We start from the raw sequence: 18,670 nt of genomic DNA, 5'->3' as shown, positions 1-18,670 counted from the left end.
TTGTCGTCCTTGTGCACAAATGGATTTTAGTAAGAGGTAAATGATGGAAAAGAAATCGATAGACTTGTGGGTGGGTGTGTTTGTTTTACTAGGTGCTGCGTCGCTTTTGTTTTTGGCGCTAAAGGCAGGCAATATGAGTAGCCTGTCATTTGAGCAGACCTACGATGTCACCACAAAGTTTGACAATATTGGTGGTCTCAAGCCAAACGCAGCAGTCAAGAGTGCGGGTGTGGTGGTTGGTCGTGTTAGTTCAATTAATTTCGATGACAAGAGTTTTCAGGCGACAGTCACTTTGAAGATGGAAAAACGCTATAGTTTTCCTAAAGACTCTTCGGCGAAGATTTTGACTGCAGGTTTGCTCGGTGAACAATACATCGGTTTAGAGGCTGGCGGTGATGTGAAAAATTTAGCGGCGGGTGACAAAATCACCATGACGCAATCAGCTGTTGTTCTGGAAAATTTGATCAGTCAATTCTTGTTCAGTAAAGCGGCGGAAGGTAAGGAAGAACAAAAATGAGTTTTCGCTTTTTAAATTTAATGACTTTGCGTACTGTGGGTGTCCGCTTGTTGGTGTTGTGCATATTTGGTATGACAATGACCGCTTGTTCCACGGTGACGAAAGTGAAGTCGAAGGCATTGGTCACCCTAGAGAAAGTCAGTGAAACCACTGGTATCGGCAATAATCCCGATGATCCTTTGGAAGGCTTTAATCGTTCCATGTTCAATTTCAACGAGAGTCTTGACGCCTCTGTGCTAAAACCAACGGCGCAAGCGTATCAATCGATGACACCAGATTTTGTGCAAACAGGGATAGGTAATTTCTTTAGCAATATTGGCGATGTCTGGACCGCGGTGAATAATGTTTTGCAAGGAAATATCGGTGATGGTGTCAATGACATTTTGCGTTTCGGTGTGAATACAACTATCGGTTTAGCGGGGCTGATCGACATTGCGAGCGCTGCTGGCATGCCCAAGCACCGCGCAGACTTTGGACAAACACTAGGCGTATGGGGTGTGCCTGCCGGGCCCTTTGTGATGCTGCCGATTTTGGGGGCGTCTACTTTGCGTGACACGATTGCGACACCGATAGATTTCAAAGGGGATATTTTGTATTCACAGACTTCAACAGCGGTGAAAAATTCTACGTCGGTATTGAAAGTGATTGATAAGCGTGCCTCAGCTTTAGATGCTGTTAGTTTGATTGAGGAAGCTGCTTTAGATAAATATGTGTTCATTCGCGGTGCATATTTACAAAGAAGAGAAAGCCAAATTAGTGCTGGTAAAAAAGAAGAACAGGAATAGTTCGAAAAGTGTACTTTGTCCATTCAACATGACGGGCAGGTGCGAGGGAGATAGTTTGCGTCAACCAAATGCCATCGAGTACGGTTAACGCATCAGTGCAGTTTAAAGAATGAATCCCATAAGTCAGGAAAATATGATGAAAAAAATTAGTCAGTTCTTAGTAAGTTTATGTTTAAGTGTTGGTTTGATTGCTTCGGTGCACGCGCAAGAAGCCCCAGACGCCTTGATTAAGCGTCTGAGCACAGAAATCATCGATGCTGCGAAAACAGATAAGAGTATTCAATCTGGTAATCGCCAGCGGATTAATGATTTGGTTGAAGTGAAGGTTCTGCCACATATTAATTTTGAACGTATGACTTCATTAGCTGTGAGTAAAAGCTGGCGTACAGCTACACCAGAGCAGCAAAAGCAATTGGTGACAGAATTCCGCACTTTGCTGATTCATACCTACTCAGGTGCGATTACCCAAATTCGTGATCAGCGCGTTGAATTTAAACCATTTCGCAGCGCGCCAGATGATACTGAAGTCGAAGTAAAAAGTTTGGTCATTCAAACTCGTGGTGAACCTCTGCAATTGAGTTATCGCTTAGAGAAAACAGCATCGGGTTGGAAGATTTTTGATATTAATGTTCTCGGTGCTTGGTTAGTAGAAACTTACAAAGGTAGTTTTTCAGCTGAAGTTAGTAAAAATGGCGTTGATGGTTTGATCAAAACTTTGACTGAAAAAAATAAGAAGCTGGCATCAGCTTCTGCGAAGAATTAATTATTTATAGAATGTCGGAGCTCAGCATGGTCTTGCAAGATCAAGAATTAAGTTTGCGTAACGCAGTGTCCGTTTCAGAAGCGGGCTTGCAGGCTATTCATGCTGGCTCTGAACAAATAGATATGACACCATTGCAGATCGTTGATTCTGCTGCGGTGGCGGTCATGTTGGCTTGGCAACGTCAGGCACAATCCCTTAACCGCAGTCTGCAATTTATCGGCGTCCCAGCGAGCTTGATAAGCCTAATTTCGCTCTATGGATTGACTGATTTCTTTAAACTCGTCGAAGCCGCCACACCTGAGCGACATTGATCCTCAACCCATCTATATCAATTTGTCTATACAAGCGGTTCAATAAAGCGCAACCCGTAATCAGACAAAATCCCCTATAATCGAAGGTTTTCACGGCAATTGTCGTGATCTTGTTTTGGTATTCTTATTTCGAAGCGGTCGAGCTAAGTGCTCACTAAGAAATGATATGCCAACTACAGATTATTTTTACTAGCACTCAGTTCACAATCAATACGCATAAGCGCGAATGCCACATGGCCGCCATACAAATTAGCAATGTACAAAAATCCTATCAGTCTGCTGGCAAACCGCTACAGGCCTTAGGTGGTGTTTCACTTTCGATTGAAGAGGGTGAATTTTTTGGCTTACTTGGACCGAACGGTGCTGGTAAGACCACGCTTATCTCAATTATTGCGGGTTTAAATCGTGCCGACTCTGGACAAGTTTTAGTGCAAGGTCATGACGTAGTGCGCGATTATCGTGCGGCGCGTAGCAAGCTCGGCGTGGTGCCACAAGAATTAGTGTTTGATCCCTTTTTTACGGTGCGCGAAACTTTACGTCTGCAATCCGGTTATTTTGGCATCAAGAATAATGACGCCTGGATCGACGAGATTATGGAAAACCTCGATCTGAGCAATAAAGCTGACGCGAATATGCGGGCTTTGTCGGGCGGTATGAAACGCCGGGTTTTAGTTGCACAGGCCTTGGTTCATAAACCGCCAGTCATCATTTTGGATGAGCCGACGGCGGGTGTTGATGTTGAGTTACGTCAGACTTTATGGAAGTTTATTGCGCGCTTAAATCGTGAAGGCCATACCATCGTTTTAACCACGCATTATCTGGAAGAAGCACAGGCCTTGTGTAATCGGGTTGCGATGTTAAAAGCCGGTAAAGTGGTGGCGCTCGATACCATGTCTGCTTTGATTAAGCGTATCTCAGGCTCGCAAATGAAAGTGCAACTGGCGCAAAGCTCATTGTCAGCCCCCTTACCATCTTCATTGCATAATCTGATTATTCCCGCAGATACCCAAGCTGAAGCGAATAGCTTTGCATTGCGGATTACGAATTATGCTGAAGTTGAGCCAATACTGGCTAATTTACGTCAAGCGGGTTGCGTGATTGAAGATCTGCATTTGCAACAAGCCGATTTGGAAGATGTGTTCCTACAAATTATGGGCGGAGGAAATCCACAATGATAGGCTTCCGCACCTTATTGTATAAAGAGGTTTTACGCTTCTGGAAAGTCGCGACGCAGACGATTACCGCGCCTATCATGACGGCGATGATGTATCTGCTGATTTTTGGTCAGGCTTTGGAGGGGCATGTCAAAGTACATGGCGTCACTTACATGGCGTTTTTGATTCCCGGTTTGGTGATGATGAGCGTCTTGCAGAACGCATTTGCGAATGCCTCTTCGTCGTTGATTCAATCCAAAATTACCGGCAATCTGGTGTTCATAATGTTGCCGCCTCTCTCGCATTGGGAAATGTTTTTTGCCTATGTGCTAGCGGCCGTAGTACGTGGTTTAGCAGTCGGTTTAGGCGTATTTGTGGTGACGGCCTGGTTTGCGCATTTGAGTTTTAGTGCGCCTTTGTGGATCGCCTTGTTCGCTTTGATGAGCGCCTTTGTACTTGGCACAATGGGTTTGATCGTTGGTATCTGGGCAGAGAAGTTTGATCAGCTCGCAGGCTTTCAAAATTTCGTGATTGTGCCCGCAACCTTTTTGTCGGGCGTGTTTTATTCGATTAATTCACTGCCACCAATCTGGCAAACGATTTCGCATTTCAATCCCTTCTTCTACATGATCGATGGTTTCCGTTATGGCTTTTCAGAGCAATCGGATGTTGATCCTGTACGTAGTTTGGTGATTGTTACTATCTTCCTAGTCGCGTTGACTGCAGTCGCAATGCAGATGCTGCGCAGTGGTTATAAGTTACGTCACTGAGTGCGACACTGAATTGCAGTATTGAAGAACATTACAAAGTAAATTTTAAAAATATTTTAGAAAGACATATCGTGTTTCCTACACCAGAACAAATTAAAAACTACATCGCTTCCGGCTTGGAATGTACACATCTGGAAGTCGAAGGCGATGGGCAGCATTTCACCGCCGTGATTGTCTCGCCAGCTTTTGTAGGCAAGCGTTTGATTCAACGTCATCAACTCGTATACGCCGCTTTGGGCGACCGCATGCGTGAAGAAATTCATGCTTTGTCGATGAAAACTTTAACTCCGGAAGAATTTCAATAAGCATGGATAAGTTACTGATCACAGGCGGCAATCGCCTGAATGGCGACGTCATAATTTCTGGCGCAAAGAATGCTGCTTTACCGATTTTGTGCGCAGGTTTGTTAAGCGCTGGCGATGTCGTCTTGCACAATGTGCCGCACTTGCAAGACGTCGCAACGATGTTGAAATTGCTCAAGCAAATGGGTTTGCAAGTGACCGACGAAAACGGTGTCGTCACTTTAAATGGCGCGGCGATTGATAAGCTGGAAGCCCCTTACGATATGGTGAAAACCATGCGCGCTTCAATCTTGGTGCTTGGCCCTTTGCTGGCACGATTTGGTGAAGCAAAAGTTTCCTTGCCTGGCGGTTGTGCAATTGGTTCCCGTCCTGTCGATCAGCACATCAAGGGCTTGCAAGCGATGGGTGCTGAAATCAATATTGAAGCGGGCTATATTCACGCCAAAGCCAAGCGCTTGCGCGGTGCTCGTATCGTGACCGATATGATCACGGTGACAGGTACAGAAAATCTGTTGATGGCAGCGACCTTGGCGGATGGCGAAACCGTATTGGAAAATGCGGCGCGCGAACCTGAAGTCACGGACTTGGCGAACTTGCTGGTAGCGATGGGTGCAAAAATCACCGGCATCGGTACCGATCGACTAGTGATACAAGGCGTGGAAGCCTTACATGGCGCGACGCATACCGTGATCGCAGATCGTATTGAAACGGCGACTTTCTTGTGTGCGGTAGCAGCGACTGGCGGTGATCTGACTGTTAAAAATACGCGCAGTGATATTCTGGATGTGGCTTTGGATAAATTGCGTGAAGCTGGCGTGATTATTACGACCGGTCCTGATTGGATACGAGCGCAGATGAGCGGACGTCCAAAAGCAGTTGGTTTCCGTACTACCGAATATCCAGGTTTTCCGACCGATATGCAAGCGCAATTCATGGCTTTAGCTTGCCTTGCAAATGGTACTGCGCGCGTGACCGAAACGATTTTCGAAAATCGTTTCATGCACGTGCAAGAGATGAATCGCCTCGGCGCGCATATTGAAATCGATGGCCATACCGCAATCGTGAACGGCGTAGAAAAATTGGTCGGTGCACCGGTGATGGCAACCGATTTACGTGCTTCCGCTTCTTTGGTGATTGCTGGTTTGGCGGCGCACGGTGAGACCTTGATTGACCGCATTTATCATTTGGATCGTGGCTATGACCGCATGGAAGTCAAATTGTCAGCGGTAGGCGCACAAATTCAACGCGTTAAATAAAGAAACCGCTACAAATTCAATTCTAGGGCGCATTGCGTCGTTGCTTGTCCTCACAATACCGGAGTATTGTTGCGGGAAGCGTCTAGCACTGCATCCCTATAATTGAATTTTTAGAGGTTTCTTGGAGCAAGCTAAATAGAAAAGTAAATCGATATGAGTTCTCAGCAACTGACTTTGGCCTTATCCAAAGGACGCATTTTTGAAGAAACCTTACCGCTGTTGGAAGCGGCGGGTATTCACGTCACGGAAGACCCTGAAAAATCGCGCAAGCTGATTTTGGCGACGAATGATCCTGATGTGCGTGTGATCATTGTGCGTGCTTCTGACGTGCCAACCTATGTGCAATATGGCGCCGCGGATTTTGGTGTGGCGGGTAAAGATGTGTTGTTCGAACACGGTGGTGCTGGCTTGTATCAACCGATTGATTTGGGTATTGCCAAATGCCGTATGTCGGTAGCGGTGTCGGTTGGATTTGATTATGCAACTGCGGTGCGTCAGGGGGCACGTCTGCGGGTAGCGACCAAATACACAGAAACAGCGCGCCAGCATTTTGCTAGCAAAGGCGTGCATATCGATTTGATTAAACTGTACGGTTCTATGGAATTAGCACCCTTGGTTGGCCTGTCAGATGTGATCGTTGACCTGGTCAGCACAGGCAATACCTTGCGCGCCAATCATTTGGTTGAGGTAGAAGAAATTATGGAAATTTCTTCGCGCCTGGTAGTGAATCAAGCGGCCTTAAAACTCAAACGTGAACGTTTGCAGCCTATCCTCCAAGCATTTGAACGTGCGTCGGAGGGCAAGTAATGGCTCCCACCATGTCGTTCGCTACGGCACTGACCCGTTTAGATTCTACGCAAGCAGGGTTCGCACAAACCTTACGCCAATTGTTAGCGTTTGAAGCGAGTGAAGATGCCGCGATAGATCAAAGTGTGGTGCAGATTTTGCAGGCGGTGAAAACGCGTGGCGATGCGGCGGTGCTGGAATACACGCAGCGCTTTGATCGTTTAGCCACCGTCAGCAGTATGCAAGCGCTGGAAATTTCGCAAGCCGATTTACATGCCGCGCTCGCTAGTATTTCTAGTGAACGTCGCAGCGCTTTAGAAGCTGCGGCACAACGTGTGCGTGCGTACCACGAAGTGCAAAAGCGTGAATGCGGTTCGGCCGGATTTTCTTACACTGAAGCGGATGGCACCGTACTCGGACAAAAAGTCACGCCTTTAGATCGCGTTGGTATTTATGTGCCTGGCGGTAAGGCCGCTTATCCTTCTTCCGTATTGATGAATGCGATTCCAGCAAAAGTTGCTGGCGTGCGTGAAATCATTATGGTAGTGCCGACGCCAGATGGTGTGCGTAATCCCTTGGTCTTAGCCGCTGCCGCCATCGCTGGCGTTGATCGTGTATTTACTATCGGCGGAGCGCAAGCTGTTGCCGCTTTGGCTTATGGCACAGGCAGCATTCCGCAAGTCGATAAGATCGTTGGTCCCGGTAACGCTTATGTCGCGAATGCCAAGCGACGTGTATTCGGCACTGTTGGTATCGATATGATCGCCGGCCCATCCGAAATTTTAGTGTTATGTGATGGCACGACAGATCCCGATTGGGTGGCGATGGATTTGTTTTCGCAAGCGGAACATGATGAACTCGCGCAGTCGATTTTGTTGTGTCCTGATGCGGCCTACATCGATGCCGTCCACGCGAGTATCGACAAGCTGATTACGACCATGCCGCGCGCAGAAATTATTCGTACTTCACTCAAAGATCGCGGTGCCTTGATCAAGGTGCGTGATATGCAAGAAGCCTGTGATATCGCGAATGATATTGCGGCAGAACACTTAGAAATTTCCGCAGAAAATCCGCAGCAGTGGGCAGATCAAATCCGTCACGCGGGTGCGATGTTTCTTGGCCGTTTTTCTTCTGAGGCTTTAGGTGATTATTGTGCAGGGCCAAATCACGTATTGCCGACTTCACGTACCGCACGTTTTTCCTCACCTTTGGGTGTATATGATTTTCAAAAACGTTCATCGATGATACAAGTCAGTGAGCAGGGCGCTCAGACACTGGGCAAGATCGCAGCGGAACTCGCTTACGGTGAAGGCCTACCAGCCCATGCACGTAGCGCTGAATTGCGTTTGAAGGCTCAGGCATAACCGCTATGAATTGCATAAAACCTCTCAACACAGAGAAACAGAGGCACCGAGATGCACAAAGTCTTTTCTCAGATTCTCCTCTGTGTCTCTGTTTCTCTGTGTTGAAAGGTTTAAAAGTCTTTTTTGCGATAGAGAAAACTATGCAGGCTTTCGCAATATGACTAGCTTCATCAATCAGATTTTCAACGAAGATGCCATCACCGGTTTGCAACGCATACCCGATGGCAGTATCGATTTGATTTTGACTGATCCGCCCTATGGCTTGGGTAAGGATTACGGTAATGATTCAGATAAACAAGAAGCGGCTGATTATCTGGCATGGACGGAACGTTGGATAGATGCGGCACTGCCAAAACTCAAACCGACCGGATCGCTGTATATCTTTTTGACCTGGCGCTATTCTCCAGAAGTCTTCGTGATGCTGAAGCAGCGCATGACCATGATTAATGAAATTATTTGGGATAGACGTGTGCCATCCATGGGCGGCAGTACTCGCAGCTTCTCGTCTGTCCATGACACGATAGGTTTATTTGTGAAGTCGAAAAACTATTATTTCGATTTAGATGCAGTACGTATTCCCTATGATGCCGCGACCAAGAAAGCGCGTTCACGTTCGATATTTGTTGGCGCCAAATGGTTAGAGCTAGGTTACAACCCTAAGGACTTATGGAGTGTTTCGCGCCTGCATAAAGAAGATGCCGAGCGAGTCGAACATCCTACCCAAAAACCTTTAGAAATTATTCAACGCATGTTGCTTGCATCTTGTCCTGAGAACGGTGTGGTACTTGACCCGTTTATGGGTAGCGGTACAACTGCGATCGCAGCACGACGTTGCGGCCGGCAATTTGTCGGCTTTGAATTAAATCCAGAATACTGCGCCATCATAGCGGCGCGTCTTCAATCGGCAGAGGCAGAGTTACAAGTTCTGAATAATCAACCGACCGAACCAGTGCGGGCTAAACCTGTGTTGGCCAAAGCAAGTAAGCATATTAGTAAAGCTAAGACTAAAACTGTAGCTGATAAGGCGAAAGCCAAAGGTGTGAAAACTGCAGTTCGTAAGAAGAGCGCAGTAGCACTTGAAACTTGATTCCGGTTTGAACGAATATCTCAAAATTATTCAAGAATTATTCATCGATTTTTAAAACGAGCAAAAGCCTCATGTCTTTAGTAGAAAATATTATCCGCGCCGACGTGCGCGCCTTGTCGGCATATAACGTGCCGGATGCAACGGGTTTTCTGAAACTCGACGCCATGGAAAATCCCTATACGCTAACGCCGGAGCTGCAACAAGCGCTGGCCAAACGCTTATCTGAAACTGATCTGAATCGTTATCCTGTGCCAAATTATGCTGGCATCAAAACCGCGCTCAGCACGCATTTTGGTGTACCTGAGGGCTACGATCTGGTGTTGGGTAATGGCTCAGACGAATTGATTGCGATGATCAGCATCGCCTGCGCGAAACCGGGTGCAAAAGTGCTAGCGCCTTTGCCAGGTTTTGTGATGTACGCGATGTCAGCAAAATTTGCAGGTATGGAGTTTATCGGTGTGCCGCTCAAGACCGATTTCACTTTGGATAAAGCAGCGATGTTGGCGGCGATTGCAGAACATCGACCTGCTGTCACTTATTTGGCGTATCCGAATAATCCTACTGGTACTTTGTTTGATGCTGCGGACATGGAAGAAATTATTCATGCGGTTGGTGATACTGGTGTGGTGATTGTTGACGAAGCGTATCAGCCATTTGCGCAAACCAGTTTTATGTCGCGCTTGCCAGAATTTTCTAATTTAATTGTGATGCGTACGGTGTCTAAATTAGGCCTCGCGGGAATCCGTCTAGGCTATATGTCAGCATCGGCAGAATTGCTCGAAGAATTCGATAAAGTCAGGCCGCCGTACAACATTAATGTGTTGACCGAAGCAGCGATTATTTGCCTGCTCGAACACGCAGAAATCTTTGAAGCGCAAGCTGCGCAATTACGTGCTCAACGCAGTGAGTTGTCTAGTCAACTTGCAGCCTTACCGGGTGTAGAAGTTTTCCCGTCAGCGGCGAATTTTTTGCTGATACGCGTGTCAAATAATGCGAAAAGTGAGACTTATGGCAATGAAGTGTTCACAAAATTATTGGAACAAAAAATTTTAGTGAAAAATGTGGGTAAAATGCATGATCTTTTGCAGAACTGCCTACGCATTACTGTGAGCACGCCAGAAGAAAACGCCTTATTTTTAAAAGCATTCACTCTAGCTTTAAATATTTAAACTAATAGCTAACAATCACCAGCTAAACTCATCATGCAACGTACAGCGCAAGTTACACGCAACACTAACGAAACCAAAATTCGTGTCGCCATCAATCTCGACGGCACTGGCAAACAATCATTGAAAACTGGCGTGCCATTTTTAGATCACATGTTGGATCAAATTGCCCGTCATGGTTTGATTGATTTGGATATCGAAGCCGATGGTGATTTACATATCGATGCGCATCACACGGTGGAAGATGTCGGCATTACTTTGGGTCAGGCATTCGCGATTGCGATCGGCGACAAAAAAGGCATACGCCGTTATGGCCATGCCTATGTGCCACTTGATGAAGCTTTGTCACGCGTGGTGATTGATTTCTCCGGCCGCCCAGGCCTTGAATACCATGTTGATTTCAAACGTTCCATGATAGGTTCATTTGATGTCGATTTGACCCATGAATTTTTTCAGGGTTTCGTCAATCATGCTTTAGTCTCTCTGCATATTGATAATTTGCGCGGCGAGAATGCGCATCATCAATGTGAAACCATTTTTAAAGCCTTTGGCCGTGCTTTGCGTATGGCAGCTGAATTAGATCAGCGCGCCTTGGGTACCATTCCATCCACTAAAGGTAGTCTATAAAAGAGCTTAAGTGCTATATCGATAAGTATGTCGCTGTAGCACCTACAACCTTCACTATGTCTACTCCACATTTATGAATAAGATAGTTGTTGTCGATTACGGCATGGGCAACGTGCGTTCCGTCGCTCAGGCCTTTCGCGCAGTTGCACCTGAAGCGCAGATCGTGATTTCAGGCGACATCGCCGATATCCGTTCTGCTGACCGACTTGTTTTGCCAGGTCAAGGTGCTATGCCAGATTGTATGGGCTGTTTGCAGGAATCCGGTTTGCAAGAGGCGATTTTGCAAGCGGCGCGTGAAAAACCTTTATTTGGCGTCTGTGTCGGTGAACAGATGTTATTTGATGTCAGCGCCGAAGGTAATACGCCTTGTTTAGGCTTGTTGCCAGGCAAGGTTGTGCGCTTTGATTTGAGCGGACAATTGCAAGAAGATGGTTCCCGTTATAAAGTGCCACAAATGGGTTGGAATCGCGTCCGCCAGTCGCAAACACATCCACTTTGGAATGGCATTGCTGACGACAGTTATTTTTATTTTGTGCATAGCTACTATGTTCAGCCAGAACAGGCGCAAGATGTGGTCGGTACCACTGAATATGGTCAGGTATTTACCGCAGCTGTGGCGCGCGAGAATATTTTTGCAACGCAATTTCATCCAGAAAAGAGCGCTGCAGCCGGATTGCAACTGTATAAAAATTTTGTACACTGGAACCCGTAGGCCTTGAATTATTGAACATACGTCAAACTTATTGTCTGTTTTACTGTCTGTTGTTTTACCTCAATTTTTTATTTTTAATTACCCTATAAACTCATCATGCTGCTCATTCCTGCTATCGACCTGAAAGATGGTCACTGCGTACGTCTTAAACAAGGCGATATGGATCAAGCCACTGTATTCTCTGAAGAACCCGCCGATATGGCGCGCCACTGGCTAGAACAAGGCGCGCGTCGTCTGCATTTGGTGGATCTGAATGGTGCCTTCGCTGGTAAGCCAAAAAATGAGGCGGCGATTAAAGCGATTATCAAAACCGTGCGCGAGTATGCTGAAGAAACCGATACCGAAGAAGTGCCCGTGCAACTGGGCGGCGGTATTCGTGATCTCGATACGATCGAGCGCTATTTGAATGCCGGTATTTCTTACATCATTATCGGTACAGCTGCGGTCAAAAGTCCGGGCTTTTTAGCAGATGCTTGCAGTGCTTTTCCAGGGCAAATCATTGTGGGTATCGATGCCAAAGATGGCAAAGTCGCCACAGATGGTTGGAGCAAAATGTCCGGTCATGATGTGATCGATCTGGCACAAAAATTTGAAGGCTATGGCGTAGAAGCGATTATTTACACTGACATCGGTCGCGATGGCATGATGGGCGGTGTGAATATTGACGCGACAGTGAAATTGGCGCAGGCCGTGACGGTTCCTGTGATCGCTTCAGGCGGTGTGCATGTATTAGCCGATGTCGAAGCTTTATGCGCCGTGCAAGATGAAGGTGTAGAAGGCGTGATCTGTGGTCGTTCGATTTACGAAGGCACTTTAGATTTGTTCAGCGCACAAGAACGTGCTGACGAACTTAGCGGTGATCTTATCTACGAAGAAGACGAAGAATGACTTTAGCAAAACGGATTATTCCTTGTCTGGATGTGAATGCCGGGCGGGTAGTCAAAGGGGTTAATTTTTTAGAGTTGCGCGATGCCGGTGATCCGGTGGAAGTTGCGCGTCGTTATGATGTGCAAGGTGCGGATGAAATTACTTTCTTGGATATCACCGCATCTTCCGATGACAGAGATTTGATTTTGCCTGTGATAGAAGCGGTCGCTTCACAAGTGTTTATTCCCTTAACCGTCGGTGGCGGTGTGCGTACAGTGGCGGATGTGCGGCGCTTGTTGAATGCTGGTGCAGATAAAGTTGGTATGAATACTTCTGCCGTCACCAATCCGCAATTGGTCGCAGATGCAGCACATAAATATGGCTCGCAATGTATCGTGGTCGCAATCGACGCTAAAGCCGTCGCGCCAGGCAAGTGGGAAGTGTACACGCATGGTGGTCGCAATGCGACGGGTCTCGATGCGGTCGAATGGGCACGCAAAATGGCGGAATTGGGTGCAGGTGAAATTCTGCTCACCAGTATGGATAAAGACGGCACTCGTTCAGGTTTTGATCTGGCCTTAACCCGCGCAGTGTCGGATGCGATTGATATTCCGGTGATCGCGTCGGGTGGCGTCGGTGGTTTGCAAGATCTCGCAGATGGCATCAAACTCGGCGGAGCCGATGCCGTATTAGCAGCAAGTATTTTTCATTTTGGACAGCACACAGTGCAGGAAGCAAAACAGTTTATGGCAGCACAACATATACCAATGAGGTTAGCATGAGTTTTCGTTGGTTAAATAAAGTGAAGTGGGATGAAGTCGGCTTGGTTCCTGTCATTGCTCAAGAAGTTGGTAGCAATGATGTGGTCATGTTCGCTTGGATGAATCGTGAAGCGCTGAGCCGCACAGTAGAAACTGGCGAAGCGGTGTATTGGAGTCGTTCGCGCAAAAAACTTTGGCACAAAGGCGAAGAATCCGGTCACGTGCAAAAAGTGAAAGAGATTCGTTTAGATTGCGACGAAGATGTGATTCTTCTGAAAATTGAACAAGTTGAAGGTATCGCCTGTCATACCGGACGCCATTCTTGTTTCTTCCAAAAATTTGAAGGCAATGTGGACGAAGGTGAATGGGTGACGGTTGATCCTGTGCTCAAAGATCCTGAAACCATTTATAAATAAGCGCCGCACAGACTATGACTCAAGAAACGATATTGAATCAGTTGGCAGCCGTGATAGAAAGCCGTAAAGCGATCAATGGTGGCAACCCTGAAACTTCTTACGTCGCTAAATTGTTTCACAAAGGCGATGATGCGATTTTGAAAAAAATTGGTGAAGAGGCGACCGAAACCGTGATAGCAGCAAAAGATGCGCGTGTTTCGGGCGATACGTCAGATTTGCTGTATGAATGCGCCGACCTCTGGTTTCATTCGCTTGTCATGTTAGCGCAGTATAATTTGCACCCGCAGCAAGTATTAGACGAGTTGGCTAGACGCGAAGGGATTTCTGGAATAGAAGAAAAGGCTTCTCGCTTAGATAATTAATCATTATTGTCTACGGCATTTTGTAACAATTTTTGAGTGAACTGTATGGATAACTGCATTTTTTGTAAAATCGTTGAGAAGCAAATTCCAGCAACTATTTTGTATGAAGATGATGAATTGATGGCATTTAATGACATCAATCCAGCAGCACCTGTACATTTCTTGATTATTCCCAAGAAACATTTGTCGAGTTTGGCCGACGCAAAAGCCGAAGATGCCGTATTGTTGGGTAAAATGTTGGAATTAGCACCTAAACTGGCAGCGCAACAAGGCTGTGCATACACAGAACATGCGGATGGATCGAAGTCCGGCGGTTTTAAAACCGTGGTGAACACAGGTCCTAACGGTGGTCAGATTGTTTATCACTTGCATATGCATGTGATTGGTGGCACGAAGTTGTAGTCACTCGCTGTAAATTTTATTGATCGATTTTTGGGCTTAGGCTCTAAAGGAAGCATGATGGGTTCATTTAGTATTTGGCATTGGTTGGTCGTCTTGGTTGTTGTGGTCTTGGTATTTGGCACCAAAAAACTCGGCAACGTTGGTAGTGATTTGGGTAAAGCCGTCAAAGGTTTTAAAGATGGCGTCAAAGGTGATGAAGATAAATCGCCAAAGGCTGATGAACAAAAAACCATTGATGTCGATGCAAAGGATAAGTCGACACACTAATCTTCGGATGGTGTTAGAACAGATTTATGATAGACCTCGGACTGACCAAGCTCGCTTTAATTGGGGCAGTGGCCTTGATCGTAATCGGCCCTAAAGATCTTCCCAAAGTAGCGCGCATGGCGGGCACTTTGTTTGGTCGTGCGCAGCGTTATATTAGCCAGGTGAAATCCGAGGTGAGTCGCGAAATCGAAATGGAAGAATTGCGCAAAATGCAGAAAGAAGTTGAATCTGCCGCGCAAAATTTCGAGCAAGATATTCATAAAGAATTTTCTGAGGCACAGCAAGAGTTAAATGAGCTCGTGCAACCCGATTCGAATTCTATTTATTCCGCTTATGATCATCGAGCCTCTGCTTCTAGTGAAGAGATGATGGCAAAAGCTAAGAATTTCCGCCGCAGAAAAGTCGCCAAAACTTCGAATATTCCACATTGGTATAAAAGCCGTCACGGACATCGCAGTCAAGTTATTTCTGGCGCTGCACGGATGGCTAAGCATCGTGTCAATCGCAGTACATCATCGAGTTTTTTCTAAATGCTCTCAATAATTCATTTCAGGGCATGCCATGAGTGACAATAATTTTTTGGGTATGCAAGATACCTTTATTTCTCATCTGGTCGAGTTGCGCGATCGATTAGTTAAAGCTTGTGCTGGCGTGGCTGTCATCTGCGCGGCCTTATTCGCCTGGCCTGGTCCTTCAGCGATTTATGATTTCTTGGCGCAGCCTATGATTGCTGCCTTGCCAGCTGGCGCTAAGATGATCGCAACCGGCGTGATTTCACCATTTTTGGTGCCGATGAAAGTGACCTTGCTGTTGGCGTTTCTCATCGCTTTGCCTTGGGTTTTGTACCAAGCTTGGGCTTTCATTGCGCCTGGCTTATATGCACATGAAAAACGCTTAGTCGCCCCATTGGTGATCTCGTCTTCATTTTTGTTTGCCGCCGGCGTCGCTTTTTGTTACTTCTTTGTGTTTGGTCGGGTGTTTAAGTTTATCGCTGAGTTTGCGCCGACCTCGATTACTGTTTCACCTGATATCGAAAATTATCTCGATTTTATTATGTCGATGTGCTTGGCGTTTGGTTTGACTTTTGAAGTACCGATTGTGGTGATTGTGTTAGTACGAACAGGTATTTTGACCGTTGAAAAATTGAAGGCGATACGCTCATACGTGATCGTTGGTGCTTTTATTATCGCTGCTGTCGTGACACCGCCGGACGTGGTGAGCCAATTGGCCTTGGCGATTCCGATGTGGATGCTATTTGAATTGGGATTGTTTATCGCGCCGATCTTTGTCAAAGCGACGCAAGCGCCGACCACGCCACCTGATCAATAAAGTGCCTTAACTGAACTCGGCTGCCCTCAGCCAAGTCACCAAAGGTAAGGCGGTTTTAAAGCCGCCAAGCAGTGTCTTGTGCACGTCCTCGTACAACATGCCGTCTAAAGAACACTCCGTCCATACCATCATGCTTTTCAATTTCAAATACTCGATCAAAGCGTGTTCAGGGTCGAAACCTTTGGGTGGACGTATTAATTTTCCTTCTTCCTGTAGTTCGCCAAAGCAGTTTTTCATTGCTTTGTTTTTGATCAGCTTTTTGAATCCAGTATCATCGTCAAGAATATGTTGACGAATGTTCTTTAGACGATCTGCTGGTGGCATATATTCACCGACCGCAAATAATAATCGATTATCCTGACTGATCTGAAAGTAATAAGCTGGGCCACCACCTTCGCTAGGTTTCTTGCGGCCGCTAGGTAAAATGGATGCGGAAAAGTAGGTCTTATAGGGAGATTTATCTTTACCAAAACGCACATCCCGATTGATGCGAAATAAGGCTTTCTTGGGATCGCATTGCGCGATTGTAGGGTCAATTTTGCTCAATTCTTGAATCAATCGCGTCACCATCTGCAAGAACTCGGCACGCAAAATATCGTAGCGTGGCTTGTTCATAACAAACCACGCGCGGTTATTGTTTTCTGCTAGCTCAAATAAAAAGCGGCTAAGTTCTGGTATGTGCATAGTGCTTATTCTTCCGGCTTAAATGGAGGACGTTTGCCGACCACGATATCCAATTGAATTTCATTTGATTGCCGCACGACTTTCAATTTTGCTTTGGAATTGGGTTTGAGTTGCGCGATCTGGTTCATCATCTCACGACTATTCAAAAATGGCTTGCCATCAATCGCGATACAGATGTCGCCAGGTTTGACACCCGCTTGGTCCGCTGGGCCACCACGTACAACCGCGGCAACAATCGATCCTTTGGTTTGTTTGATGTTAAAGCTTTCTGCCATTTCTTCCGTGATGTCTTCAGGACTAATGCCGAGATAGCCGCGTACCACTTGCCCATCGGTGATGATGGCTTCCATGACCATTTTGATGGTGGATACAGGAATCGCAAAACCGATACCCAGTGAACCGCCATTTTGTGAATAAATCGCTGAATTAATACCGAGTAAGTTACCGTTCGCATCCACCAACGCACCACCAGAATTGCCCGGATTGACTGCTGCATCCGTTTGAATGAAATTCTCGTAAGTGTTGATGCCAACACTATTGCGACCTAATGCAGAAATAATTCCCATCGTGACAGTTTGACCTACGCCAAATGGATTGCCAATCGCTAAGACGACGTCACCGACGTTGGCTTCTTCAGAGTGACCTAGCGTGATGGTTGGTAAATCTTTTAGATCGATTTGCAGTACCGCGAGATCGGTGTCTGGATCTGTACCAATTACCTTGGCGGTGGCTAACCGACCATCTGCTAAAGCGACCTCAATCGCGCCAGCGCCTTGAATGACGTGATTGTTCGTCAGGATATGGCCCTGCGGACTCATGATCACCCCAGAGCCGCTACTGGATGGACGTTCTGATCTAGGCTTCGCTTGTTCGCCAAAGAAGCGCTTAAAGAAGGGATCGCTTAGCAGGGGATTCTTATTGTTAGAGCTGCGCGTCGCACTGATATTGACCACCGACGACATCGCTCGCTTAGCAGCCAGATTATAGGAACCTGGTGAATTGTTTTTACTGCTTGGCGCTTCCCTCAAAGTAGCTGACGAAGTCAGGCTCAGATTCTTATTAATCACCAAGCCTTGTTGTACCCAATTCGGCTTTAAGCTGGTTACAATAAACCACAGTGCTAAACCGACGGTCACGGTTTGAGCGAATAATAGCCATAAACGACGCATCATGAGGAATGTATGTTAAGAAAATCAGTCGAGAGGAATGCGCTTGCGCAATTCTTAGCCAATGAATTACAAGTCGCACGTTTCCGTGATTATTGCCCAAATGGGCTTCAGGTGGAAGGGCGCAATGAAATTAAGCGTATTGTTAGTGGTGTTACTGCTTGCCAGGCCTTACTTGATGAGGCCGTTCGGCTTGAAGCGGATGCCATCCTGGTACATCACGGTTACTTTTGGCGAGGCGAAGATATGCGGGTGGTGGGACAGAAATTTCAACGCTTGAAAACCTTGATTGAGAATGGTATTTCCTTATTTGCTTATCACTTACCTTTAGATTCTCATCCTGCGCTGGGGAATAATGCCCAATTGGCCAAGTTGTTTGGATTTGAAGTTTGCGGCCGATTTGGTGAAGATGAATTGGGCTGGCTGGGTAAATTATCTGCGGGACAAGTTCTGAATGTAGCGCAATTGGCCGCGCATATTTCAACACAACTTGGGCGTGAGGCCTTGATGATAGGTCAGGCCGATCAGCCAGTGAATATCATTGCCTGGTGTTCTGGTGCTGCACAAAACATGTTGGGTGCAGCAATTGAGGCCGGAGCTAGTGTATTTATCAGCGGTGAAATATCAGAACCAACTGTGCATCTAGCAAGAGAATCTGGCGTGCCGTATTTAGCTTGCGGACATCATGCGAGTGAGCGTTATGGCGTACAGGCTTTGGGTCAATTGATCGCACAAGAATTTGGGATAGAACATCAGTTTGTCGATATTGATAATCCGGTTTGAGCTGACTAAATGACGACACAGAGTTTTAAATCA

Annotated in this window: 25 protein-coding genes; 23 read left to right on the top strand and 2 right to left on the bottom strand. The window is 46.5% G+C overall.

Annotation, left to right across the window (positions count from 1 at the left end; translation table 11 throughout):
- Positions 1-43 precede the first annotated feature (43 nt).
- From mlaD to tatC, 22 genes are all read left to right on the top strand, one after another.
- On the top strand, positions 44-517 hold the full coding sequence (gene mlaD / locus H8K33_RS10970; protein ID WP_186891078.1) for an outer membrane lipid asymmetry maintenance protein MlaD: 474 nt from the start codon (positions 44-46) through the stop codon (positions 515-517).
- On the top strand, positions 514-1,302 hold the full coding sequence (locus tag H8K33_RS10965) for an MlaA family lipoprotein (RefSeq protein ID WP_246443524.1): 789 nt from the start codon (positions 514-516) through the stop codon (positions 1,300-1,302). The genes mlaD and H8K33_RS10965 overlap by 4 nt, the downstream gene beginning before the upstream one ends.
- 136 nt (positions 1,303-1,438) lie before the next feature.
- Positions 1,439-2,065, top strand: coding sequence for an MlaC/ttg2D family ABC transporter substrate-binding protein (locus H8K33_RS10960; RefSeq protein WP_186891077.1), 627 nt, complete (start codon positions 1,439-1,441; stop codon positions 2,063-2,065).
- Positions 2,066-2,091: 26 nt separating this feature from the next.
- Positions 2,092-2,376, top strand: a complete 285-nt coding sequence (locus tag H8K33_RS10955) for an STAS domain-containing protein (RefSeq protein ID WP_186891076.1) — start codon at positions 2,092-2,094, stop codon at positions 2,374-2,376.
- A gap of 233 nt (positions 2,377-2,609) precedes the next feature.
- Complete coding sequence (locus H8K33_RS10950; protein ID WP_186891075.1) at positions 2,610-3,551, top strand: ABC transporter ATP-binding protein; 942 nt, start codon at positions 2,610-2,612, stop codon at positions 3,549-3,551.
- Positions 3,548-4,300 (top strand): ABC transporter permease, encoded by a 753-nt coding sequence (locus tag H8K33_RS10945; RefSeq protein ID WP_186891074.1) that lies wholly within the window; start codon positions 3,548-3,550, stop codon positions 4,298-4,300. The genes H8K33_RS10950 and H8K33_RS10945 overlap by 4 nt, the downstream gene beginning before the upstream one ends.
- 71 nt (positions 4,301-4,371) lie before the next feature.
- Positions 4,372-4,605 carry a BolA/IbaG family iron-sulfur metabolism protein gene (locus H8K33_RS19905; protein WP_186891073.1) on the top strand — a complete coding sequence of 78 codons (234 nt, stop codon included), beginning with the start codon at positions 4,372-4,374 and terminating at the stop codon, positions 4,603-4,605.
- A 2-nt stretch (positions 4,606-4,607) separates the two neighbouring features.
- The gene (gene murA / locus H8K33_RS10935) at positions 4,608-5,858 is read left to right on the top strand and encodes a UDP-N-acetylglucosamine 1-carboxyvinyltransferase (RefSeq protein WP_186891072.1); all 1,251 of its coding nucleotides are present in this window, start codon (positions 4,608-4,610) and stop codon (positions 5,856-5,858) included.
- Between the two features lie 153 nt (positions 5,859-6,011).
- Positions 6,012-6,665: an ATP phosphoribosyltransferase gene (gene hisG / locus H8K33_RS10930; RefSeq protein ID WP_186891071.1), complete on the top strand. Its 654-nt coding sequence runs from the start codon at positions 6,012-6,014 to the stop codon at positions 6,663-6,665.
- The gene (hisD, locus tag H8K33_RS10925) at positions 6,665-8,008 is read left to right on the top strand and encodes a histidinol dehydrogenase (protein WP_186891070.1); all 1,344 of its coding nucleotides are present in this window, start codon (positions 6,665-6,667) and stop codon (positions 8,006-8,008) included. Before hisG ends, hisD begins: the two co-directional genes overlap by 1 nt.
- A gap of 157 nt (positions 8,009-8,165) precedes the next feature.
- On the top strand, positions 8,166-9,095 hold the full coding sequence (locus H8K33_RS10920; RefSeq protein WP_186891069.1) for a DNA-methyltransferase: 930 nt from the start codon (positions 8,166-8,168) through the stop codon (positions 9,093-9,095).
- A gap of 71 nt (positions 9,096-9,166) precedes the next feature.
- Complete coding sequence (gene hisC / locus H8K33_RS10915) at positions 9,167-10,264, top strand: histidinol-phosphate transaminase (protein ID WP_186891068.1); 1,098 nt, start codon at positions 9,167-9,169, stop codon at positions 10,262-10,264.
- 33 nt (positions 10,265-10,297) lie between these two features.
- Positions 10,298-10,888: an imidazoleglycerol-phosphate dehydratase HisB gene (hisB, locus tag H8K33_RS10910; protein ID WP_186891067.1), complete on the top strand. Its 591-nt coding sequence runs from the start codon at positions 10,298-10,300 to the stop codon at positions 10,886-10,888.
- Positions 10,889-10,961: 73 nt separating this feature from the next.
- Positions 10,962-11,600 (top strand): imidazole glycerol phosphate synthase subunit HisH, encoded by a 639-nt coding sequence (gene hisH / locus H8K33_RS10905; RefSeq protein WP_186891066.1) that lies wholly within the window; start codon positions 10,962-10,964, stop codon positions 11,598-11,600.
- A gap of 96 nt (positions 11,601-11,696) precedes the next feature.
- Entirely contained in the window at positions 11,697-12,488 is a 792-nt protein-coding gene (hisA, locus tag H8K33_RS10900; protein WP_186891065.1) for a 1-(5-phosphoribosyl)-5-[(5-phosphoribosylamino)methylideneamino]imidazole-4-carboxamide isomerase, read from the top strand.
- Positions 12,485-13,249: an imidazole glycerol phosphate synthase subunit HisF gene (gene hisF, locus H8K33_RS10895; protein WP_186891064.1), complete on the top strand. Its 765-nt coding sequence runs from the start codon at positions 12,485-12,487 to the stop codon at positions 13,247-13,249. Before hisA ends, hisF begins: the two co-directional genes overlap by 4 nt.
- Positions 13,246-13,644 (top strand): phosphoribosyl-AMP cyclohydrolase, encoded by a 399-nt coding sequence (gene hisI / locus H8K33_RS10890; RefSeq protein ID WP_186891063.1) that lies wholly within the window; start codon positions 13,246-13,248, stop codon positions 13,642-13,644. The genes hisF and hisI overlap by 4 nt, the downstream gene beginning before the upstream one ends.
- A gap of 14 nt (positions 13,645-13,658) precedes the next feature.
- Complete coding sequence (locus H8K33_RS10885) at positions 13,659-14,006, top strand: phosphoribosyl-ATP diphosphatase (protein ID WP_186891062.1); 348 nt, start codon at positions 13,659-13,661, stop codon at positions 14,004-14,006.
- Between the two features lie 45 nt (positions 14,007-14,051).
- Positions 14,052-14,408: a histidine triad nucleotide-binding protein gene (locus H8K33_RS10880; RefSeq protein WP_186891061.1), complete on the top strand. Its 357-nt coding sequence runs from the start codon at positions 14,052-14,054 to the stop codon at positions 14,406-14,408.
- Between the two features lie 57 nt (positions 14,409-14,465).
- Positions 14,466-14,675: a Sec-independent protein translocase subunit TatA gene (gene tatA / locus H8K33_RS10875; RefSeq protein ID WP_186891060.1), complete on the top strand. Its 210-nt coding sequence runs from the start codon at positions 14,466-14,468 to the stop codon at positions 14,673-14,675.
- A gap of 26 nt (positions 14,676-14,701) precedes the next feature.
- Positions 14,702-15,205 (top strand): Sec-independent protein translocase protein TatB, encoded by a 504-nt coding sequence (tatB, locus tag H8K33_RS10870; protein WP_186891059.1) that lies wholly within the window; start codon positions 14,702-14,704, stop codon positions 15,203-15,205.
- Positions 15,206-15,236: 31 nt separating this feature from the next.
- Positions 15,237-16,004 (top strand): twin-arginine translocase subunit TatC, encoded by a 768-nt coding sequence (tatC, locus tag H8K33_RS10865; protein WP_246443523.1) that lies wholly within the window; start codon positions 15,237-15,239, stop codon positions 16,002-16,004.
- A 6-nt stretch (positions 16,005-16,010) separates the two neighbouring features.
- Here tatC and H8K33_RS10860 read toward each other — a convergent pair whose 3' ends face one another.
- Positions 16,011-16,688: a DUF2461 domain-containing protein gene (locus H8K33_RS10860; RefSeq protein WP_186891058.1), complete on the bottom strand. Its 678-nt coding sequence runs from the start codon at positions 16,686-16,688 to the stop codon at positions 16,011-16,013.
- Positions 16,689-16,693: 5 nt separating this feature from the next.
- Positions 16,694-17,860 carry a S1C family serine protease gene (locus H8K33_RS10855; RefSeq protein ID WP_186891057.1) on the bottom strand — a complete coding sequence of 389 codons (1,167 nt, stop codon included), beginning with the start codon at positions 17,858-17,860 and terminating at the stop codon, positions 16,694-16,696.
- 9 nt (positions 17,861-17,869) lie between these two features.
- On the opposite strand from H8K33_RS10855, the gene H8K33_RS10850 reads away from it, so the two are divergent.
- Positions 17,870-18,637 (top strand): Nif3-like dinuclear metal center hexameric protein, encoded by a 768-nt coding sequence (locus H8K33_RS10850; protein WP_186891056.1) that lies wholly within the window; start codon positions 17,870-17,872, stop codon positions 18,635-18,637.
- The last annotated feature ends 33 nt before the right edge of the window (positions 18,638-18,670 follow it).

The organism is Affinundibacterium amnicola (genome assembly GCF_014284275.1).
Lineage (GTDB): Bacteria > Pseudomonadota > Gammaproteobacteria > Burkholderiales > Burkholderiaceae_D > Undibacterium > Undibacterium amnicola.
The sequence above is the reverse complement of the archived record's forward strand: the minus strand, read 5'-3'. Positions and strand labels throughout refer to the sequence as shown.